General features: G+C 56.2%; 16 protein-coding genes. 8 read left to right on the top strand and 8 right to left on the bottom strand.

The window, feature by feature from the left end; genetic code table 11:
• Positions 1-31 precede the first annotated feature (31 nt).
• Positions 32-208: a hypothetical protein gene (locus tag ACA069_RS15560; protein WP_187679915.1), complete on the bottom strand. Its 177-nt coding sequence runs from the start codon at positions 206-208 to the stop codon at positions 32-34.
• Between the two features lie 28 nt (positions 209-236).
• Positions 237-539: a DUF1883 domain-containing protein gene (locus ACA069_RS15555; protein WP_042559354.1), complete on the bottom strand. Its 303-nt coding sequence runs from the start codon at positions 537-539 to the stop codon at positions 237-239.
• 210 nt (positions 540-749) lie between these two features.
• Between ACA069_RS15555 and ACA069_RS15550 the strand changes: the two genes are divergently transcribed.
• On the top strand, positions 750-1,106 hold the full coding sequence (locus ACA069_RS15550) for a hypothetical protein (protein ID WP_187679914.1): 357 nt from the start codon (positions 750-752) through the stop codon (positions 1,104-1,106).
• A 71-nt stretch (positions 1,107-1,177) separates the two neighbouring features.
• Positions 1,178-1,408: a hypothetical protein gene (locus ACA069_RS15545; RefSeq protein ID WP_187679913.1), complete on the top strand. Its 231-nt coding sequence runs from the start codon at positions 1,178-1,180 to the stop codon at positions 1,406-1,408.
• Positions 1,409-1,411: 3 nt separating this feature from the next.
• Here the strand turns inward: ACA069_RS15545 and ACA069_RS15540 are convergent, their stop codons facing one another.
• Positions 1,412-1,693: a hypothetical protein gene (locus tag ACA069_RS15540; protein ID WP_497618255.1), complete on the bottom strand. Its 282-nt coding sequence runs from the start codon at positions 1,691-1,693 to the stop codon at positions 1,412-1,414.
• Positions 1,694-1,849: 156 nt separating this feature from the next.
• Positions 1,850-2,041, bottom strand: a complete 192-nt coding sequence (locus tag ACA069_RS15535) for a hypothetical protein (RefSeq protein ID WP_401263892.1) — start codon at positions 2,039-2,041, stop codon at positions 1,850-1,852.
• 258 nt (positions 2,042-2,299) lie between these two features.
• On the opposite strand from ACA069_RS15535, the gene galU reads away from it, so the two are divergent.
• Positions 2,300-3,139 (top strand): UTP--glucose-1-phosphate uridylyltransferase GalU, encoded by an 840-nt coding sequence (gene galU, locus ACA069_RS15530; protein WP_105345983.1) that lies wholly within the window; start codon positions 2,300-2,302, stop codon positions 3,137-3,139.
• A 129-nt stretch (positions 3,140-3,268) separates the two neighbouring features.
• A complete protein-coding gene (gene gorA, locus ACA069_RS15525) occupies positions 3,269-4,627 on the top strand; it encodes a glutathione-disulfide reductase (protein WP_497614155.1) in 1,359 nt (452 codons plus the stop codon).
• Here gorA and ACA069_RS15520 read toward each other — a convergent pair.
• Positions 4,624-5,640: a DNA-binding protein gene (locus ACA069_RS15520; RefSeq protein ID WP_497614153.1), complete on the bottom strand. Its 1,017-nt coding sequence runs from the start codon at positions 5,638-5,640 to the stop codon at positions 4,624-4,626. The two genes, gorA and ACA069_RS15520, sit on opposite strands and share 4 nt — an antisense overlap.
• Before the next feature lie 177 nt (positions 5,641-5,817).
• Here ACA069_RS15520 and ACA069_RS15515 point away from each other — a divergent pair, with 177 nt between their 5' ends.
• The 3 genes from ACA069_RS15515 (at position 5,818) to ahpF (ending at position 9,145) form a co-directional block, all read left to right on the top strand.
• Positions 5,818-6,756 carry a site-specific integrase gene (locus ACA069_RS15515; protein WP_497614151.1) on the top strand — a complete coding sequence of 313 codons (939 nt, stop codon included), beginning with the start codon at positions 5,818-5,820 and terminating at the stop codon, positions 6,754-6,756.
• Between the two features lie 138 nt (positions 6,757-6,894).
• Positions 6,895-7,458 (top strand): alkyl hydroperoxide reductase subunit C, encoded by a 564-nt coding sequence (gene ahpC / locus ACA069_RS15510; protein ID WP_034154256.1) that lies wholly within the window; start codon positions 6,895-6,897, stop codon positions 7,456-7,458.
• A gap of 124 nt (positions 7,459-7,582) precedes the next feature.
• Complete coding sequence (gene ahpF, locus ACA069_RS15505) at positions 7,583-9,145, top strand: alkyl hydroperoxide reductase subunit F (protein WP_401263899.1); 1,563 nt, start codon at positions 7,583-7,585, stop codon at positions 9,143-9,145.
• A 94-nt stretch (positions 9,146-9,239) separates the two neighbouring features.
• Here the strand turns inward: ahpF and gloA are convergent, their stop codons facing one another.
• The gene (gene gloA, locus ACA069_RS15500; RefSeq protein WP_497614148.1) at positions 9,240-9,761 is read right to left on the bottom strand and encodes a lactoylglutathione lyase; all 522 of its coding nucleotides are present in this window, start codon (positions 9,759-9,761) and stop codon (positions 9,240-9,242) included.
• A gap of 140 nt (positions 9,762-9,901) precedes the next feature.
• Between gloA and ACA069_RS15495 the strand changes: the two genes are divergently transcribed.
• A complete protein-coding gene (locus ACA069_RS15495) occupies positions 9,902-10,420 on the top strand; it encodes a DUF4946 domain-containing protein (protein ID WP_497614146.1) in 519 nt (172 codons plus the stop codon).
• Between the two features lie 217 nt (positions 10,421-10,637).
• On the opposite strand, the gene ACA069_RS15490 is transcribed toward ACA069_RS15495, so the two are convergent.
• Together ACA069_RS15490 and ACA069_RS15485 are read right to left on the bottom strand one after the other, a co-directional pair.
• Entirely contained in the window at positions 10,638-11,003 is a 366-nt protein-coding gene (locus ACA069_RS15490) for a histone-like nucleoid-structuring protein, MvaT/MvaU family (protein WP_187679905.1), read from the bottom strand.
• A gap of 236 nt (positions 11,004-11,239) precedes the next feature.
• Positions 11,240-12,775: an EAL domain-containing protein gene (locus tag ACA069_RS15485; RefSeq protein ID WP_497614144.1), complete on the bottom strand. Its 1,536-nt coding sequence runs from the start codon at positions 12,773-12,775 to the stop codon at positions 11,240-11,242.
• Positions 12,776-12,949: the final 174 nt, after the last annotated feature.

Raw genomic sequence — 12,949 nt, 5'->3', positions numbered from 1 at the left:
CGCCGCTTGCGGTTGAATTCCTGCCGCAGTCTTACAGCGCTTTGCTGACGGCGATCTCGCTGATCACGTCTTCGCTCTGGCCGTGGATCGCGTCCAGCGCAGCTTTGGCTTCTTCGGCGGTGCCGTTTTCCAGCTGCGCGAACTCGAAGCGGCGTTCACCGTTGAGTTTGTACTTGATGACGTATTTGGTCGTTTGGGCCACGGTCATGAATACCTGTCTGTGTGGGCGGGGCGGCTCAGCTGAGTTTGGAGCTGGAGCGGCGGATGATCTTGATCGAATGCGTCAGCGTCGGTTTGCGTGTAACGCTGATTGCCCGGGTGGTGACGGTGTCGATGGTGATGTTCCAGAAACCGGTGCTCGGCGCGGTGATACGCGCCGGGAACGTGTCGAAAGCGCCGCCGTGGTAAGAGTGACGACCGCCATTTTTGAAGCTGCGGAAGTTGGCGTCGCTCATCAAACGGATGTTGCAGGTTTGCGAGCACTGGATGACGACGATGTCGTCTTCGTTGAGGTGCTCGCGCTGGTGAATGAATTTCATGGGCGCCTCCAGAAGGGCTTTTTCTACTAAATCAAAACGATAGCTTGTAATTGCGCGCAGTTTATCAGCCCGCACGGGTTATTATCGGGCCGTCGGGCGTTGCTTTGACAATTTTGAACAGATATTCGCGATTGGATGCGGGTTAAATACAGAAGGCCCCGGAGAAAAACGGCATTTTTGCTGTCGGACGGTCTTTAACGGAGGTTTTGTATGAAGTGGGGTGTGGTGTGTCTGCCGTTGGTTTTGGCTGTGGGTGGTTGTGCGAGCGTTTCCGAAATCAATGAAACGCTGCCGACTGTGAGCGTGATCTCCGGAAAGAAACCCCAGGAGTACGCGCAGTGCCTGACCGAAAAACTGGCTGACAGCCGCGGCGCGCTGCAGGTGCAACCGCACAAGGATGGGGTTCGCGTTATTGTTCCGGGCAAACTGTCCTCAGGCCCGGCCGCCGTATTCGATATCGAAGATCGCTCCGGCGGCAGCAGCATCAAGCTGCATGAGCGCATGTCCAATGTGCCTGTTCGCCCGCACGATGTGCGTAACGCTGCCAATGCGTGTATTTCCGGCTGATAGACTGTGGGTCATCAGCATCGATGCCGTCACAGTCATGCTGTGACGGCATTTTCATTTATGGAGTCGCGATGAAGCGAGAGCAAGTGCGGGAGCGCCATGTAGAGGGCCTTATCTCTGCCACCCATGTAATCCAGAACCCGGCGAACTCGGGCGAGTGGATCGTATTTTTCAAGAAAAGCGCCGGCCGCAGCTACTTTCTGGTGGACGAGAACGACGAAGTCGAGTCATTCAATCGACTCGACGATCTGATCGAAGTCGTGCGCGGGCTCGGAATCAAATTCGCTGAAATTCACATGTAGCGTCTATTTGCAGACCACCACCACGCTGCGGTTCTTGTAGTTGCCGACATCGACGCCCAGTGTCTTGTCGCTTTCCTTAGGCGCTGGCGTACCGTCGGTGCCGATGATGCGATAGCCGGTACCGGCACAGGATGCGTCTGCCTTCTCATAGCAGGTGGCCCAGGAGTTGGCTTCGCCGGAGCAGTCGATGGTGAGGCCCTGTTCGCCGTTGTTCAGGGTGGTAGGTTCGGAAGTGGCACAGCCGCTCAGTACCAGTACCGCAATCAGTGGCAAAAATACTTTCATGTTCATAGTTGTCGTCTTCAGCGAGGGGGGGACTAGACGCTCTGACAGCGCCGGTGTGAAAAGGTTATAGCGATTGGCCACTTGTTTGCGACTGTTGTTTGGCCAGACACAAAAAAGCCCTGCACGATGGCAGGGCTCTGCTTGCGCCGCTGGAGATCAATCCTGATCTTTATCTTTGCCGCGACGCTTCGCCGACGCTGGGGTATCGGTGAATACCGACGCTACATCAGTCGCCAGCTGTTCGCTGTCGAAAGGCCCGGCGACATGTTCGCCATTGGTAGTAGTCAGAGTCCACTTGCCGTCTTTCTTGTCGATCACATACCCGTTGATGATTTTTACCGCGGCCATCTATCTGTCTCGTTCGCTGGTTCAAAGTCGCCATGATACCGGCAAATGCTCGCATTGGGGGGCGATGAGCGTATGGTGGTTCTGCTTGCCGGCATCTTTGAGCTACGCTGATCTGGTTGCGCAAATATGCCGATGGAACTATCAGCGAGAATATTTCTCTATGTTGGCATCGGTTAGCCAGTGCGGGGCATTGTAAGGTGCACGCCGCCTGATTAGACTGCGCCGAAACTCGTACACACAGCCCTTTCAAGGACTTATATGATCAAGAAATGCTTGTTCCCAGCAGCCGGTTACGGTACTCGCTTCCTGCCAGCGACTAAAGCCATGCCCAAAGAAATGCTGCCGGTGGTAAACAAGCCACTGATCCAGTACGGCGTTGAAGAAGCTCTGGACGCTGGCCTGACTGAAATCTCGATCGTTACCGGTCGTGGCAAGCGCGCTCTGGAAGACCACTTCGACATCAGCTACGAGCTGGAAAACCAGATCAAGGGCACCGACAAGGAGAAATACCTGGTTGGCATCCGCAAACTGCTGGACGAGTGCTCGTTCTCCTACACCCGTCAGACCGAAATGAAAGGTCTGGGCCACGCGATCCTGACCGGTCGCCCGCTGATCGGTGACGAACCGTTCGCCGTGGTGCTGGCGGACGACCTGTGCGTCAACCTCGAAGGCGACGGCGTACTGACCCAGATGGTCAAGCTGTACAAGCAGTTCCGCTGCTCGATTGTGGCCATCCAGGAAGTCGATCCGCAGGAAACCAACAAGTACGGCGTTATCTCCGGCGAGATGATCCGCGACGACATCTACCGCGTTCACAGCATGGTCGAGAAGCCAAAGCCGGAAGATGCTCCGTCGAACCTGGCAATCATCGGTCGTTACATCCTGACCCCGGACATCTTCGACCTGATCGAACAGACCGAGCCAGGCAAGGGCGGCGAAATCCAGATCACCGACGCTCTGATGAAACAAGCCCAGAACGGCTGCGTAATGGCCTACAAGTTCAAAGGCAAACGTTTCGACTGCGGTGGCGCTGAAGGCTACATCGACGCGACCAACTTCTGCTTCGAAAACTTCTACAAGACTGGCAAGGCTTACTGATAGCGCTTGATCCGTCTGTACGAAAAAGCCACCTTCGGGTGGCTTTTTCATTTTCCGTCCTTATATGGATAGCAGTGCTTGCCCAATGGATGTCTACAGGTATGCTGATCCCCTGCCGAGGAGATAGAAATGGCCTACGATTTTGACCTTTATGTGATTGGTGCCGGTTCCGGCGGTGTGCGGGCTGCGCGTTTTGCTGCCGGGTTCGGTGCGAAAGTGGCGGTTGCCGAGAGCCGTTATCTGGGCGGTACTTGTGTCAACGTTGGCTGCGTGCCGAAAAAACTGTTGGTGTACGGCGCGCATTTTGCCGAAGACTTTGAGCAGTCCGCAGGCTTCGGCTGGAGCCTGGGTGAGGCGGATTTTGATTGGTCGACGTTGATCGCCAACAAGGATCGCGAGATCAATCGCCTTAACGGCATCTATCGCAATCTGCTGGTTAACAGTGGCGTGACCCTGCACGAGGCGCACGCCAAAATCGTCGGCTCGCATGAGGTTGAGGTGAATGGCGACCGCTTCACCGCCAAAAATATTCTGATTGCTACCGGTGGCTGGCCGCAGATTCCGGAGATTCCGGGGCATGAGCACGCGATCAGCTCCAATCAGGCGTTCTTCCTTAAAGAGTTGCCCAAGCGTGTATTGGTTGTGGGCGGTGGTTACATCGCGGTCGAATTCGCGGGGATTTTCCATGGTCTCGGCGCGAACACCACATTGCTGTACCGCGGCGATCTGTTCCTGCGCGGTTTCGACGGTTCGGTACGCAAGCATTTGCAGGAAGAGTTGACCAAGCGTGGCATGGATCTGCAATTCAACGCCGACATTGCACGCATCGACAAGCAAGCCGACGGCAGTCTGAAAGCCACCCTCAAGGATGGTCGCGTGCTGGAAGCGGATTGCGTGTTCTACGCGACCGGTCGCCGTCCGATGCTGGACAATCTGGGGCTGGAAAACACTGACGTGCAGCTCGATGACAAAGGCTTCATCAAGGTCGACGAGCAGTATCAGACCAGCGAGCCATCGATTCTGGCGTTGGGCGATGTGATCGGTCGTGTGCAGTTGACGCCGGTGGCGTTGGCTGAAGGTATGGCGGTAGCGCGGCGTCTGTTCAAGCCGGAGCAATACCGTCCGGTTGATTACAAGATGATCCCGACGGCGGTGTTCAGTCTGCCGAACATTGGCACTGTCGGCTTGACCGAGGAAGAGGCGCGCGATGCAGGTCACGATGTGGTGATCTTCGAGAGCCGCTTCCGGCCGATGAAGCTGACCCTGACCGAATGTCAGGAGAAAACGCTGATGAAGCTGGTGGTCGACGGCAACACCGACAAAGTGCTCGGTTGCCACATGGTCGGCCCGGACGCGGGCGAAATCGTCCAAGGCCTGGCGATCGCGTTGAAAGCTGGCGCGACCAAGCGCGACTTCGACGACACGATCGGGGTGCACCCGACCGCCGCCGAAGAGTTTGTCACCATGCGTACGCCGGTTGGCGCTTAAGCGTCCTTCGGTTTGGCCGAGTCTGGCGCTGCCGCAACGGTAGCCGCCAGACGCTGGCTCTCTTCCAGGCTCGCCCGAGCTTTGCTCAATGCCTTCTCGAGTGACTGATTAAGCTGCGTTTGCTCTTCGGCGTTCTGCTTGAGCGTCTGGGTTTCCAGTGATGCCACGCGCAAGCGTTCCTGGAGGAGGGTGCGCTCGCTGTCGACGCGGGTCGCTTGCTCCAGCAGTTGATCCTGGCGCTGATTGCTGTGCTTGAGCTGATCCTGCATCAGACTAAGTTCGCGCTGGGTGCCGCGGTTTTCGGTAAGCAGGCGTTCGTTGTCACGGTGCAGTTGAGTGATCTCGTCCTGACGTACCAGCGCACTCTGTTGCGCCTGGCGCAGTTCTGCCTGCAACTGCTGCACTTGCCCTTCGTGGCGACTCTGTTCCTGTTCGCGCTGTTCTTTGGTGGCGTTGCGGTAATGCTCCAGCGCGTCGCGTGCATGCAGATGCTTTTCTTCCAGTGAGCGAATCTGCTCGTCCTTGTCCTGCAAGCGCAACTCAAAATCGGCCAATGCCTGATTCAGGCCGGCGTTGCGGGTTTGTTCGGTCTGCAGCATTGAGCGGGTGTTGCTCAGCGCTTCGGATTCACGTTCCAGTGCGGCGCCTTGGATCTCGTGCTGTTGCTCCAGTTGTTCCAGTGTCTGGCGCAGCTGTTTCAGTTCGGATTCGAGTGTCTCTCGCTGTTCTTCAAACTGCTCGCGAGCCTGCTCGATAGGCTCTTGTGCCTGTTCTTTCAGTCTCTGTGCAAGGCGTGAAACCAGTGCGGTCAGCTCATCATCGATCGGCTCGGCCGACGCTTCGACGAGCGGGGCGCCGTCATCCAGCTCTTTCAAATAACGATGGATCGTGGTTTTCGAGCCGGTATTGCCCATTTCAATGCGTACTGCATCGATGCTCGGGTGTTCGCCGCGGGCCAGGATCGCTGTGCGCGCGATCTGAACCAGCGCTTTGGTAATGCCGCCACGGGCCATGTGAACTCCTACGGTTACGTACTGTGGTACATGCCACTAAAGTACGCAGTGTACCATCTGAGGAATAAAGGTAAATCTTTGAAATTAAAGAGGCGGGATATACTGGTATTACCCAGTGTCAGACGGCAAAATGCGTTTCTGCATCCTTGAATCAGTACGCTAGAGAGAAAACAGCCCATGAGCGATCTTGATCGCTATCTGCAAGCCGCTACCCGTGACAACACCCGCCGCAGTTATCGCGCGGCCATCGAGCATTTCGAAATCACCTGGGGTGGTTTCTTGCCGGCCACAGCAGAAAGTGTTGCGCGTTATCTGGTGGCGCATGCGGGCGTGCTGTCGATCAACACGTTGAAGTTGCGTTTATCTGCGCTGGCGCAATGGCACAACAGTCAGGGGTTTGCCGATCCGACAAAGGCGCCGATGGTGCGCAAGGTGTTCAAAGGCATTCGGGCGCTGCATCCGGCGCAGGAAAAACAGGCCGAGCCTTTGCAATTGCAGGATCTGGAGCGGGTTGTCGATAGGCTGGAACAAGAGATTCAAACCGCCAGAGAACAACAGGATCGTCCGTTATTGCTCAAGGCTTATCGCGACCGGGCGCTGATTCTTCTGGGCTTCTGGCGCGGCTTCCGCAGTGATGAGTTGTGCCGCTTGCAGATTGAGCATGTGCAAGCGCACGCAGGGCGTGGCATTTCGTTGTATCTGCCGCGCAGCAAAGGCGACCGGGAAAACCTTGGCCAGACCTACCAGACCCCGGCACTGTTGAAGCTGTGCCCGGTGCAGGCTTACATCGACTGGATCACCGAAGTGGCGCTCGTGCGCGGTCCGGTGTTCCGCGGTATCGATCGCTGGGGCAATTTGAGCGAGGAGGGCTTGCATGCCAACAGCATCATCCCGTTATTGCGCCAGGCTCTGGAGCGTGCCGGGATTGCCGCCGAACGTTACACCAGCCACTCGTTGCGCCGCGGCTTCGCAACGTGGGCGCATCAAAGCGGCTGGGATCTCAAATCACTGATGAGTTACGTAGGCTGGAAGGATATGCAGTCAGCCATGCGCTATGTTGAAGCCAGCCCCTTTCAAGAGATGGCTCGGATTACGGATAAACCGGCTTCGTCGTAGATATCGTTTTCTTCTATTAATACAGTCTGCTAATAGCGAAAACAAATCAGCAGCATCAGGTTTGCCAATGAGCCATCCGTCGAGTGAGTGGGTAGGATTCACCCCATCAACTTCATAACCCCTGACGGAGAGTCATCAATGCCTATCATCAACAGCCAAGTAAAACCGTTCAAAGCTACCGCGTTCAAAAACGGCGACTTCGTTCAAGTCTCGGACGCTGACCTGAAAGGCAAGTGGTCGGTGGTGTTCTTCTACCCAGCTGACTTCACCTTCGTTTGCCCAACCGAACTGGAAGACCTAGCTGACAACTACGCTGCCTTCCAGAAGCTGGGCGTAGAGATCTACAGCGTTTCCACCGACACCCACTTCGCTCACGCTGCCTGGCACAACACTTCGCCAGCCATCGGCAAAATCGAATACACCATGATCGGCGACCCGACCCACGCCATCTCCCGCAATTTCGACGTACTGATCGAAGAAGCTGGCTTGGCTGACCGTGGCACCTTCGTGATCAACCCTGAAGGCCAGATCAAAATCGTTGAACTGAACGATGGCGGCGTTGGCCGTGACGCTTCCGAGCTGCTGCGCAAAATCAAGGCTGCTCAGTATGTTGCCGCTCACCCGGGCGAAGTTTGCCCAGCCAAGTGGAAAGAAGGCGAGGCCACTCTGGCTCCGTCCCTGGACCTGGTCGGCAAGATCTAAGTCTGTGACACGCAACTCAGGGCGGAACTCCGCACCTACTTAAGTAAGCTGCACCGCCCAATAGAAAAGCCCGGGCGAGATTCGCTCGGGCTTTTTTTCGCCTCAAATAAAGGAAATCGCCCGTATGTTGGACGCCAATCTTAAAGCCCAGTTGAAATCGTACCTGGAACGGGTCACCCAGCCGATCGAGATCGTTGCTTCTCTCGACGACGGTGCGAAATCCCGTGAAATGCTGGAACTGCTGAAAGACGTTGCCAGTCTTTCGAGCCAAATTACCCTGATCGACAGCGGTGATGATGCGCGCAAGCCATCGTTCTCGATCAATCGCCCGGGCGCCGACATCAGTCTGCGCTTCGCCGGCATCCCGATGGGCCACGAATTCACATCGCTGGTGCTGGCCCTGCTGCAAGTCGGTGGCCACCCATCGAAAGCCAGTGTTGAAGTGATCGAGCAGATCCGCTCGCTCAAAGGTGAGTTCAGCTTCGAGACTTACTTCTCGCTGTCCTGCCAGAACTGCCCGGACGTCGTCCAGGCACTGAATCTGATGGCCGTACTCAACCCGAACATCCGCCACGTCGCCATTGACGGCGCGCTGTTCCAGGACGAAGTCAACGATCGCAAGATCATGGCCGTGCCAAGCATCTACTTGAATGGTGAGAACTTCGGCCAGGGCCGTATGGGCCTGGAAGAAATTCTCGCCAAACTCGACACTGGTGCCATCGAGCGTCAGGCAGAGAAAATCAGCGCCAAAGAAGCCTTCGACGTGCTGGTCGTCGGCGGTGGCCCGGCCGGTGCTTCGGCAGCTATTTACGCTGCACGTAAAGGCATTCGTACCGGCGTTGCGGCTGAGCGTTTCGGCGGTCAGGTGCTGGACACCATGGCCATCGAGAATTTCATTTCCGTGCAGGAAACCGAAGGCCCGAAACTGGCCACTGCACTGGAAGAACACGTCAAACAGTACGACGTCGACATCATGAACCTGCAGCGCGCCGACAAACTGATCCCGGGCAAAAACGGCGAGCTGCATGAAGTCCGCTTCGCCAGCGGCGCGACCCTCAAAGCCAAGAGCGTGATTCTGGCGACCGGTGCACGGTGGCGTGAAATGAACGTCCCGGGCGAGCAGGAGTACCGCAACAAAGGTGTGGCGTACTGCCCGCACTGCGACGGTCCGCTATTCAAAGGCAAGCGTGTCGCGGTGATTGGCGGTGGTAACTCCGGCGTTGAAGCGGCGATTGACCTGGCCGGTATCGTGTCTCACGTAACCTTGCTTGAGTTTGATGTACAGCTGCGTGCTGACGCCGTGTTGCAGCGCAAGTTGCACAGCCTGCCGAACGTCACTGTGATCACCAGCGCGCAAACCACCGAAGTCACCGGCAATGGTGAAAAGGTCAACGGCCTGCGTTACAAAGATCGCAAGACTGACGAACTGCGCAACGTCGAACTGGAAGGGATTTTTGTGCAGATCGGTCTGCTGCCGAACACTGATTGGCTCAAAGGCACTATCGAGCTGTCGCCACGCGGCGAGATCATTGTCGATAACCGTGGTGAAACGTCGATCCCGGGCATCTTCGCTGCCGGTGACGTGACCACTGTGCCGTACAAGCAGATCGTGATCGCGGTGGGCGAGGGCGCCAAGGCTTCGCTGAGCGCGTTCGATCACTTGATCCGTACTTCGGCTCCGGCGTAAACGCCAAGCCTTAAAGCACAAAACCCCATGAGTGATCATGGGGTTTTGTGTGGGTGTAACAAAAGATCGCAGCCTGCCGCAGGCTGCGATCTTTTTACATCGGTGCTGGCTGGATGATCTCAACCCAATAGCCATCCGGGTCCTTGATAAACGCCAGACTCTTCATGCGGCCATCGGTGAGGCGTTTCTGGAAATCACAGCCCAGTTCTTCAAAACGCGCGCAAGCGGCGACGATATCCGGCACCGAGATGCAGATGTGGCCGAAACCACGCGGGTCGGTGTTGCCGTTGTGATAGGCAAACTCAGCATCGTTTTCGGTGCCGTGGTTGTGGGTCAATTCCAGAATGCCCGGGATCGACTTCATCCACTCGGTGCGGGCGGCGGCGTCGGCAGGGATCTGCGCTTTGTCGACCAGGGCCAGGAAGTACAGGCTGAACTCCGCTTCCGGGAAGTCGCGTTTCTCGACCAGCGAGAAACCCAGCACGCGTGTGTAGAAGTCCAGCGACTGGGTGATGTTCTTCACACGCAGCATGGTGTGGTTGAAAACGAAGTTGTGGGTTGCGCTGTCCGGGGTGGCAGTGACGCCAGGGAAAGTGTTCAGTTCGTGCAGGCTCATAGGCCCTCCGTAACAATGGGGCGAGTGAATGGGCGCAATGATACGCATGCCTGCCGGCATCGCCAAACCCAAAGCGCGGGCTTGCTCTGTGTGCGGGTGGGCCTCAGACTTTGTGGTTCAATCTGCGAGTGTTGCCGGCAATGATCCGACTGTTCAAAACCCTGTTTGTTTTCTTTGGCCTGGCGTTTGTCGCGCCGGCCGTGTTTGCCGACCCGCCACGCATCACTTGGCCCGCAGGTTGGGAGGTCGAAGCGCTGGCTGATACGGCGCCGCAGGTTTTCCGGCAGCGGGCAGTGAAGAATGATGCCGATGGCAATCAAGTGATGGTGATGGAATTGACCATGACTCAGGTGGAGCCGGGTCACCAGGTCAATTTGCAGGGCGTGTTGCTGGAAATGCGCAAGTCGATACAAAAGGACTTTTTTCAGGGGGGTTATCAAAGTGTCTGCAACAAGGTGCATCCTGCGACGCTCGGTTCTTTGTCTGCGCTGGAGACGACTTGTACGGTGACTGAAAACGGTCGGCATGTGTTATCGCAAACGCTCGTCGCAGCCATCGAAGCGGATAAGGCTTATGTCCTTTCGTATGCCGGTCAGGCTGAGGTCTATAAGGCGAGTTCAGACGAAATAGCAGCAGTGAAAAACAGCCTAAAACTTTAGACGCCTGCTCTATTCAAGACAGGATTAGATACCCGAAGGGATTAAGCATAAAGTTTAACGTTGCTCCAGGTCGCAACATCGAGCAGCAAAATGTTTAGCTCGCCGGCTCGGAAACGTTACAGAAAAGTCGCAACTTTAACGATGAAATTCATTTCATTTGTTAGATATTGTCAATAAAAAAAGCCCTGCGTATGCAGGGCTTTTTGTTGGCGTCAGATTAACCGCGCAACCAGGAGTCAACGGTGCCTGCACCGTATTGTTCCTTCCAGGCTTTCAGGCCTCGGTGGTTGCCGCCCTTGGTCTCAATCAGTTCACCGGTATGCGGGTTATGATAGACCTTGACCACGCGAGCGCGGCGGGTTTTAGGTGCTGCAGCGGTTTGCAGGCCGGATTTAGCCGGATTCGGGTCGAGAATGGCGATGATGTCTTTCAGGCCTTTGCCGTAGGTTTTCATCAGCCCCTGGAGCTTTTCTTCGAATTCGATTTCTTTCTTGAGCCCGGCATCGTTCTTCAGCGATTCCAACTGCTTGAGCTGTTCCTGAAGGGCCTTTTCAGCTGCACGAAATTCAGCGAGTCTGGACAATATCTTTACTCCAATAGTGTATTTGGCTGATACCAACCGCAAACAAAGCTATAAGCCAAGAGCCCTGTAGCGACTCGGTGATAATTGGCTCACCTGCCAATCTTTGCGCAGGCAAGAAAAATTGTAGTTGTTAATCCCTCAGGAGTAAATCCTGATGTTGTCTTCATGTAACAGCAGTGGACTTTTTGTATCAATTTGGTGCGCCTTGTCGGCGTGTCACGCTTAAGTCAATTTAGTTAATGGTGACTTAATGCACTAATGAAGTCTGCCGCCGGCATGGGTTTGCCGTACAGATAGCCCTGTAGAAAGTTGACCTTGTGCGCGGTCAGATAGTCGGCTTGCGCCTGAGTTTCGACACCTTCGGCAACAATGCCCAGATCAAGCTTGGCCGAGAGTTCGATGATGGAGTCCAGTATGTGCCGTGAGAGCGCATCGATGCCGATCATGGCAACGAAGCTCTGGTCGATCTTGAGGAAGTCCACATTGAATTTGCGCAAGTAACCAAGACTCGAATGACCGGTGCCGAAGTCGTCGATGGCGATCATCACGCCCAGCGCGCGCAACTGTTCGAACAGTTGTCGTGTCGTGTCGGTGGGCTCGATCAGCTCGCGCTCGGTGAGCTCCAGCACCAAGTGGATGCTGTCGGGAACGAAGGCGGCGAGAAACTCGCGGCAATCCTTCACCAGTACCAGATCCTGACAATGGCTTGCCGTGATGTTTATGCCGATGTGAAACGGTGTGGCGAAGGTCGATGACTGTGGCCCGAGCAATGCTGCGGTCTGCTGCATCAAGGCGCGGGTCATCGGCACGATCAGGCCCGAATGCTCGGCGAACGGGATAAACAGATCCGGACGCACCAGGCCTTCCTTGGGGTGATTCCAGCGCATCAGGACTTCGGCGCCCGACCATTTCTTGCTATCGCCATGAACCACGGGCTGGAAGTACGGAATGAACTCGCCGGCTTCCAGGGCACGGAGCATTTCATGGCTCGGCGAAGTGGAGCGCTTTTGCAAGACGTGCCCGATTGCGCCGGAGACCACACCAAAAAAAATCAACAGGCTGAACAGCGGCGGGTATTCGTGGGCCATATAACGCCAGGTTTCACCGCTGGCAAACCCGGCAGACACGTTGAATGCATAGCGGGAAGAATCCAGCATGCTTTGCGCTACCGGGAAAGCGGGCAGGGCACCTTGATGGACTTTGCCATCGGCGGACAACCAGTTGTCGCCCACTTGCAGCAACAGCAGCGTCTGCCGGCCGATCAGGCGCAGCATGTTGCTCAAGTGATAGCCATCCAGTGTCGTCAATGCACCGCCGCGACCTTCACTGAGTCGATACACCAGCAATGCCGTATTGGGCGTCACCGGGTTGCCGTTCATCAACCACAACTTGCCATCGTTGTAGTCGCCGGCATTGACGGCTTCCTTATAGTCTCCGAACAACGAGCTGCAATAGAGGTTGTCTTCCCACACCAGATTGGTGGAGCGTACGAAAGGGCGGCGGGTGACTTGCTCGCGCAGGGCCAATTTGACGTCTTCGCAGCGTTGGCCGGCCAGTGGGAGCAGTTCCTGAGCGGCTTGGGCGGTGTTGTCGAGCATCAACTCAAACTGACGCAACGCCTCCTCGGCGGTCTGTTGTGAACTTTGCTGCAGCGTTCGTTCCGCCTGCATATAAAGAATTAAGCTGCCCAGTAAAACCGGGAGCAAGCCACTGAACAGCGTGACGACGATGCGGGTCATGCGCTTGCGGCGGGTTCTGATAGTTAAAGGCATGAGCGCATCCTGTCGCATGAAAGTGGGATCTTGAATGCAGGCCGGGCAACGGCGCATCACTGAGAAACTGCTCAGTTAGAAGGGATGATAGATGGCCGTTCACGCTTGCGCCGCTCATCGTCAGCTAGGCGTGCGGCCAACTCTATAAGTAGCCGCGCTGGCCATCTGCCGGGG

This window comes from Pseudomonas sp. LBUM1652 (assembly GCF_059716105.1).
The sequence above is the reverse complement of the archived record's forward strand: the minus strand, read 5'-3'. Positions and strand labels throughout refer to the sequence as shown.

Bases quoted from the DNA above. Each gene is read 5' to 3' on its own strand.
- ACA069_RS15560 (WP_187679915.1), bottom strand. From the start codon at position 208: ATGACCGTGGCCCAAACGACCAAATACGTCATCAAGTACAAACTCAAC.
- ACA069_RS15555 (WP_042559354.1), bottom strand. From the start codon at position 539: ATGAAATTCATTCACCAGCGCGAGCACCTCAACGAAGACGACATCGTC.
- ACA069_RS15550 (WP_187679914.1), top strand. From the start codon at position 750: ATGAAGTGGGGTGTGGTGTGTCTGCCGTTGGTTTTGGCTGTGGGTGGT.
- ACA069_RS15545 (WP_187679913.1), top strand. From the start codon at position 1,178: ATGAAGCGAGAGCAAGTGCGGGAGCGCCATGTAGAGGGCCTTATCTCT.
- ACA069_RS15540 (WP_497618255.1), bottom strand. From the start codon at position 1,693: ATGAAAGTATTTTTGCCACTGATTGCGGTACTGGTACTGAGCGGCTGT.
- ACA069_RS15535 (WP_401263892.1), bottom strand. From the start codon at position 2,041: ATGGCCGCGGTAAAAATCATCAACGGGTATGTGATCGACAAGAAAGAC.
- galU (WP_105345983.1), top strand. From the start codon at position 2,300: ATGATCAAGAAATGCTTGTTCCCAGCAGCCGGTTACGGTACTCGCTTC.
- gorA (WP_497614155.1), top strand. From the start codon at position 3,269: ATGGCCTACGATTTTGACCTTTATGTGATTGGTGCCGGTTCCGGCGGT.
- ACA069_RS15520 (WP_497614153.1), bottom strand. From the start codon at position 5,640: ATGGCCCGTGGCGGCATTACCAAAGCGCTGGTTCAGATCGCGCGCACA.
- ACA069_RS15515 (WP_497614151.1), top strand. From the start codon at position 5,818: ATGAGCGATCTTGATCGCTATCTGCAAGCCGCTACCCGTGACAACACC.
- ahpC (WP_034154256.1), top strand. From the start codon at position 6,895: ATGCCTATCATCAACAGCCAAGTAAAACCGTTCAAAGCTACCGCGTTC.
- ahpF (WP_401263899.1), top strand. From the start codon at position 7,583: ATGTTGGACGCCAATCTTAAAGCCCAGTTGAAATCGTACCTGGAACGG.
- gloA (WP_497614148.1), bottom strand. From the start codon at position 9,761: ATGAGCCTGCACGAACTGAACACTTTCCCTGGCGTCACTGCCACCCCG.
- ACA069_RS15495 (WP_497614146.1), top strand. From the start codon at position 9,902: ATGATCCGACTGTTCAAAACCCTGTTTGTTTTCTTTGGCCTGGCGTTT.
- ACA069_RS15485 (WP_497614144.1), bottom strand. From the start codon at position 12,775: ATGCCTTTAACTATCAGAACCCGCCGCAAGCGCATGACCCGCATCGTC.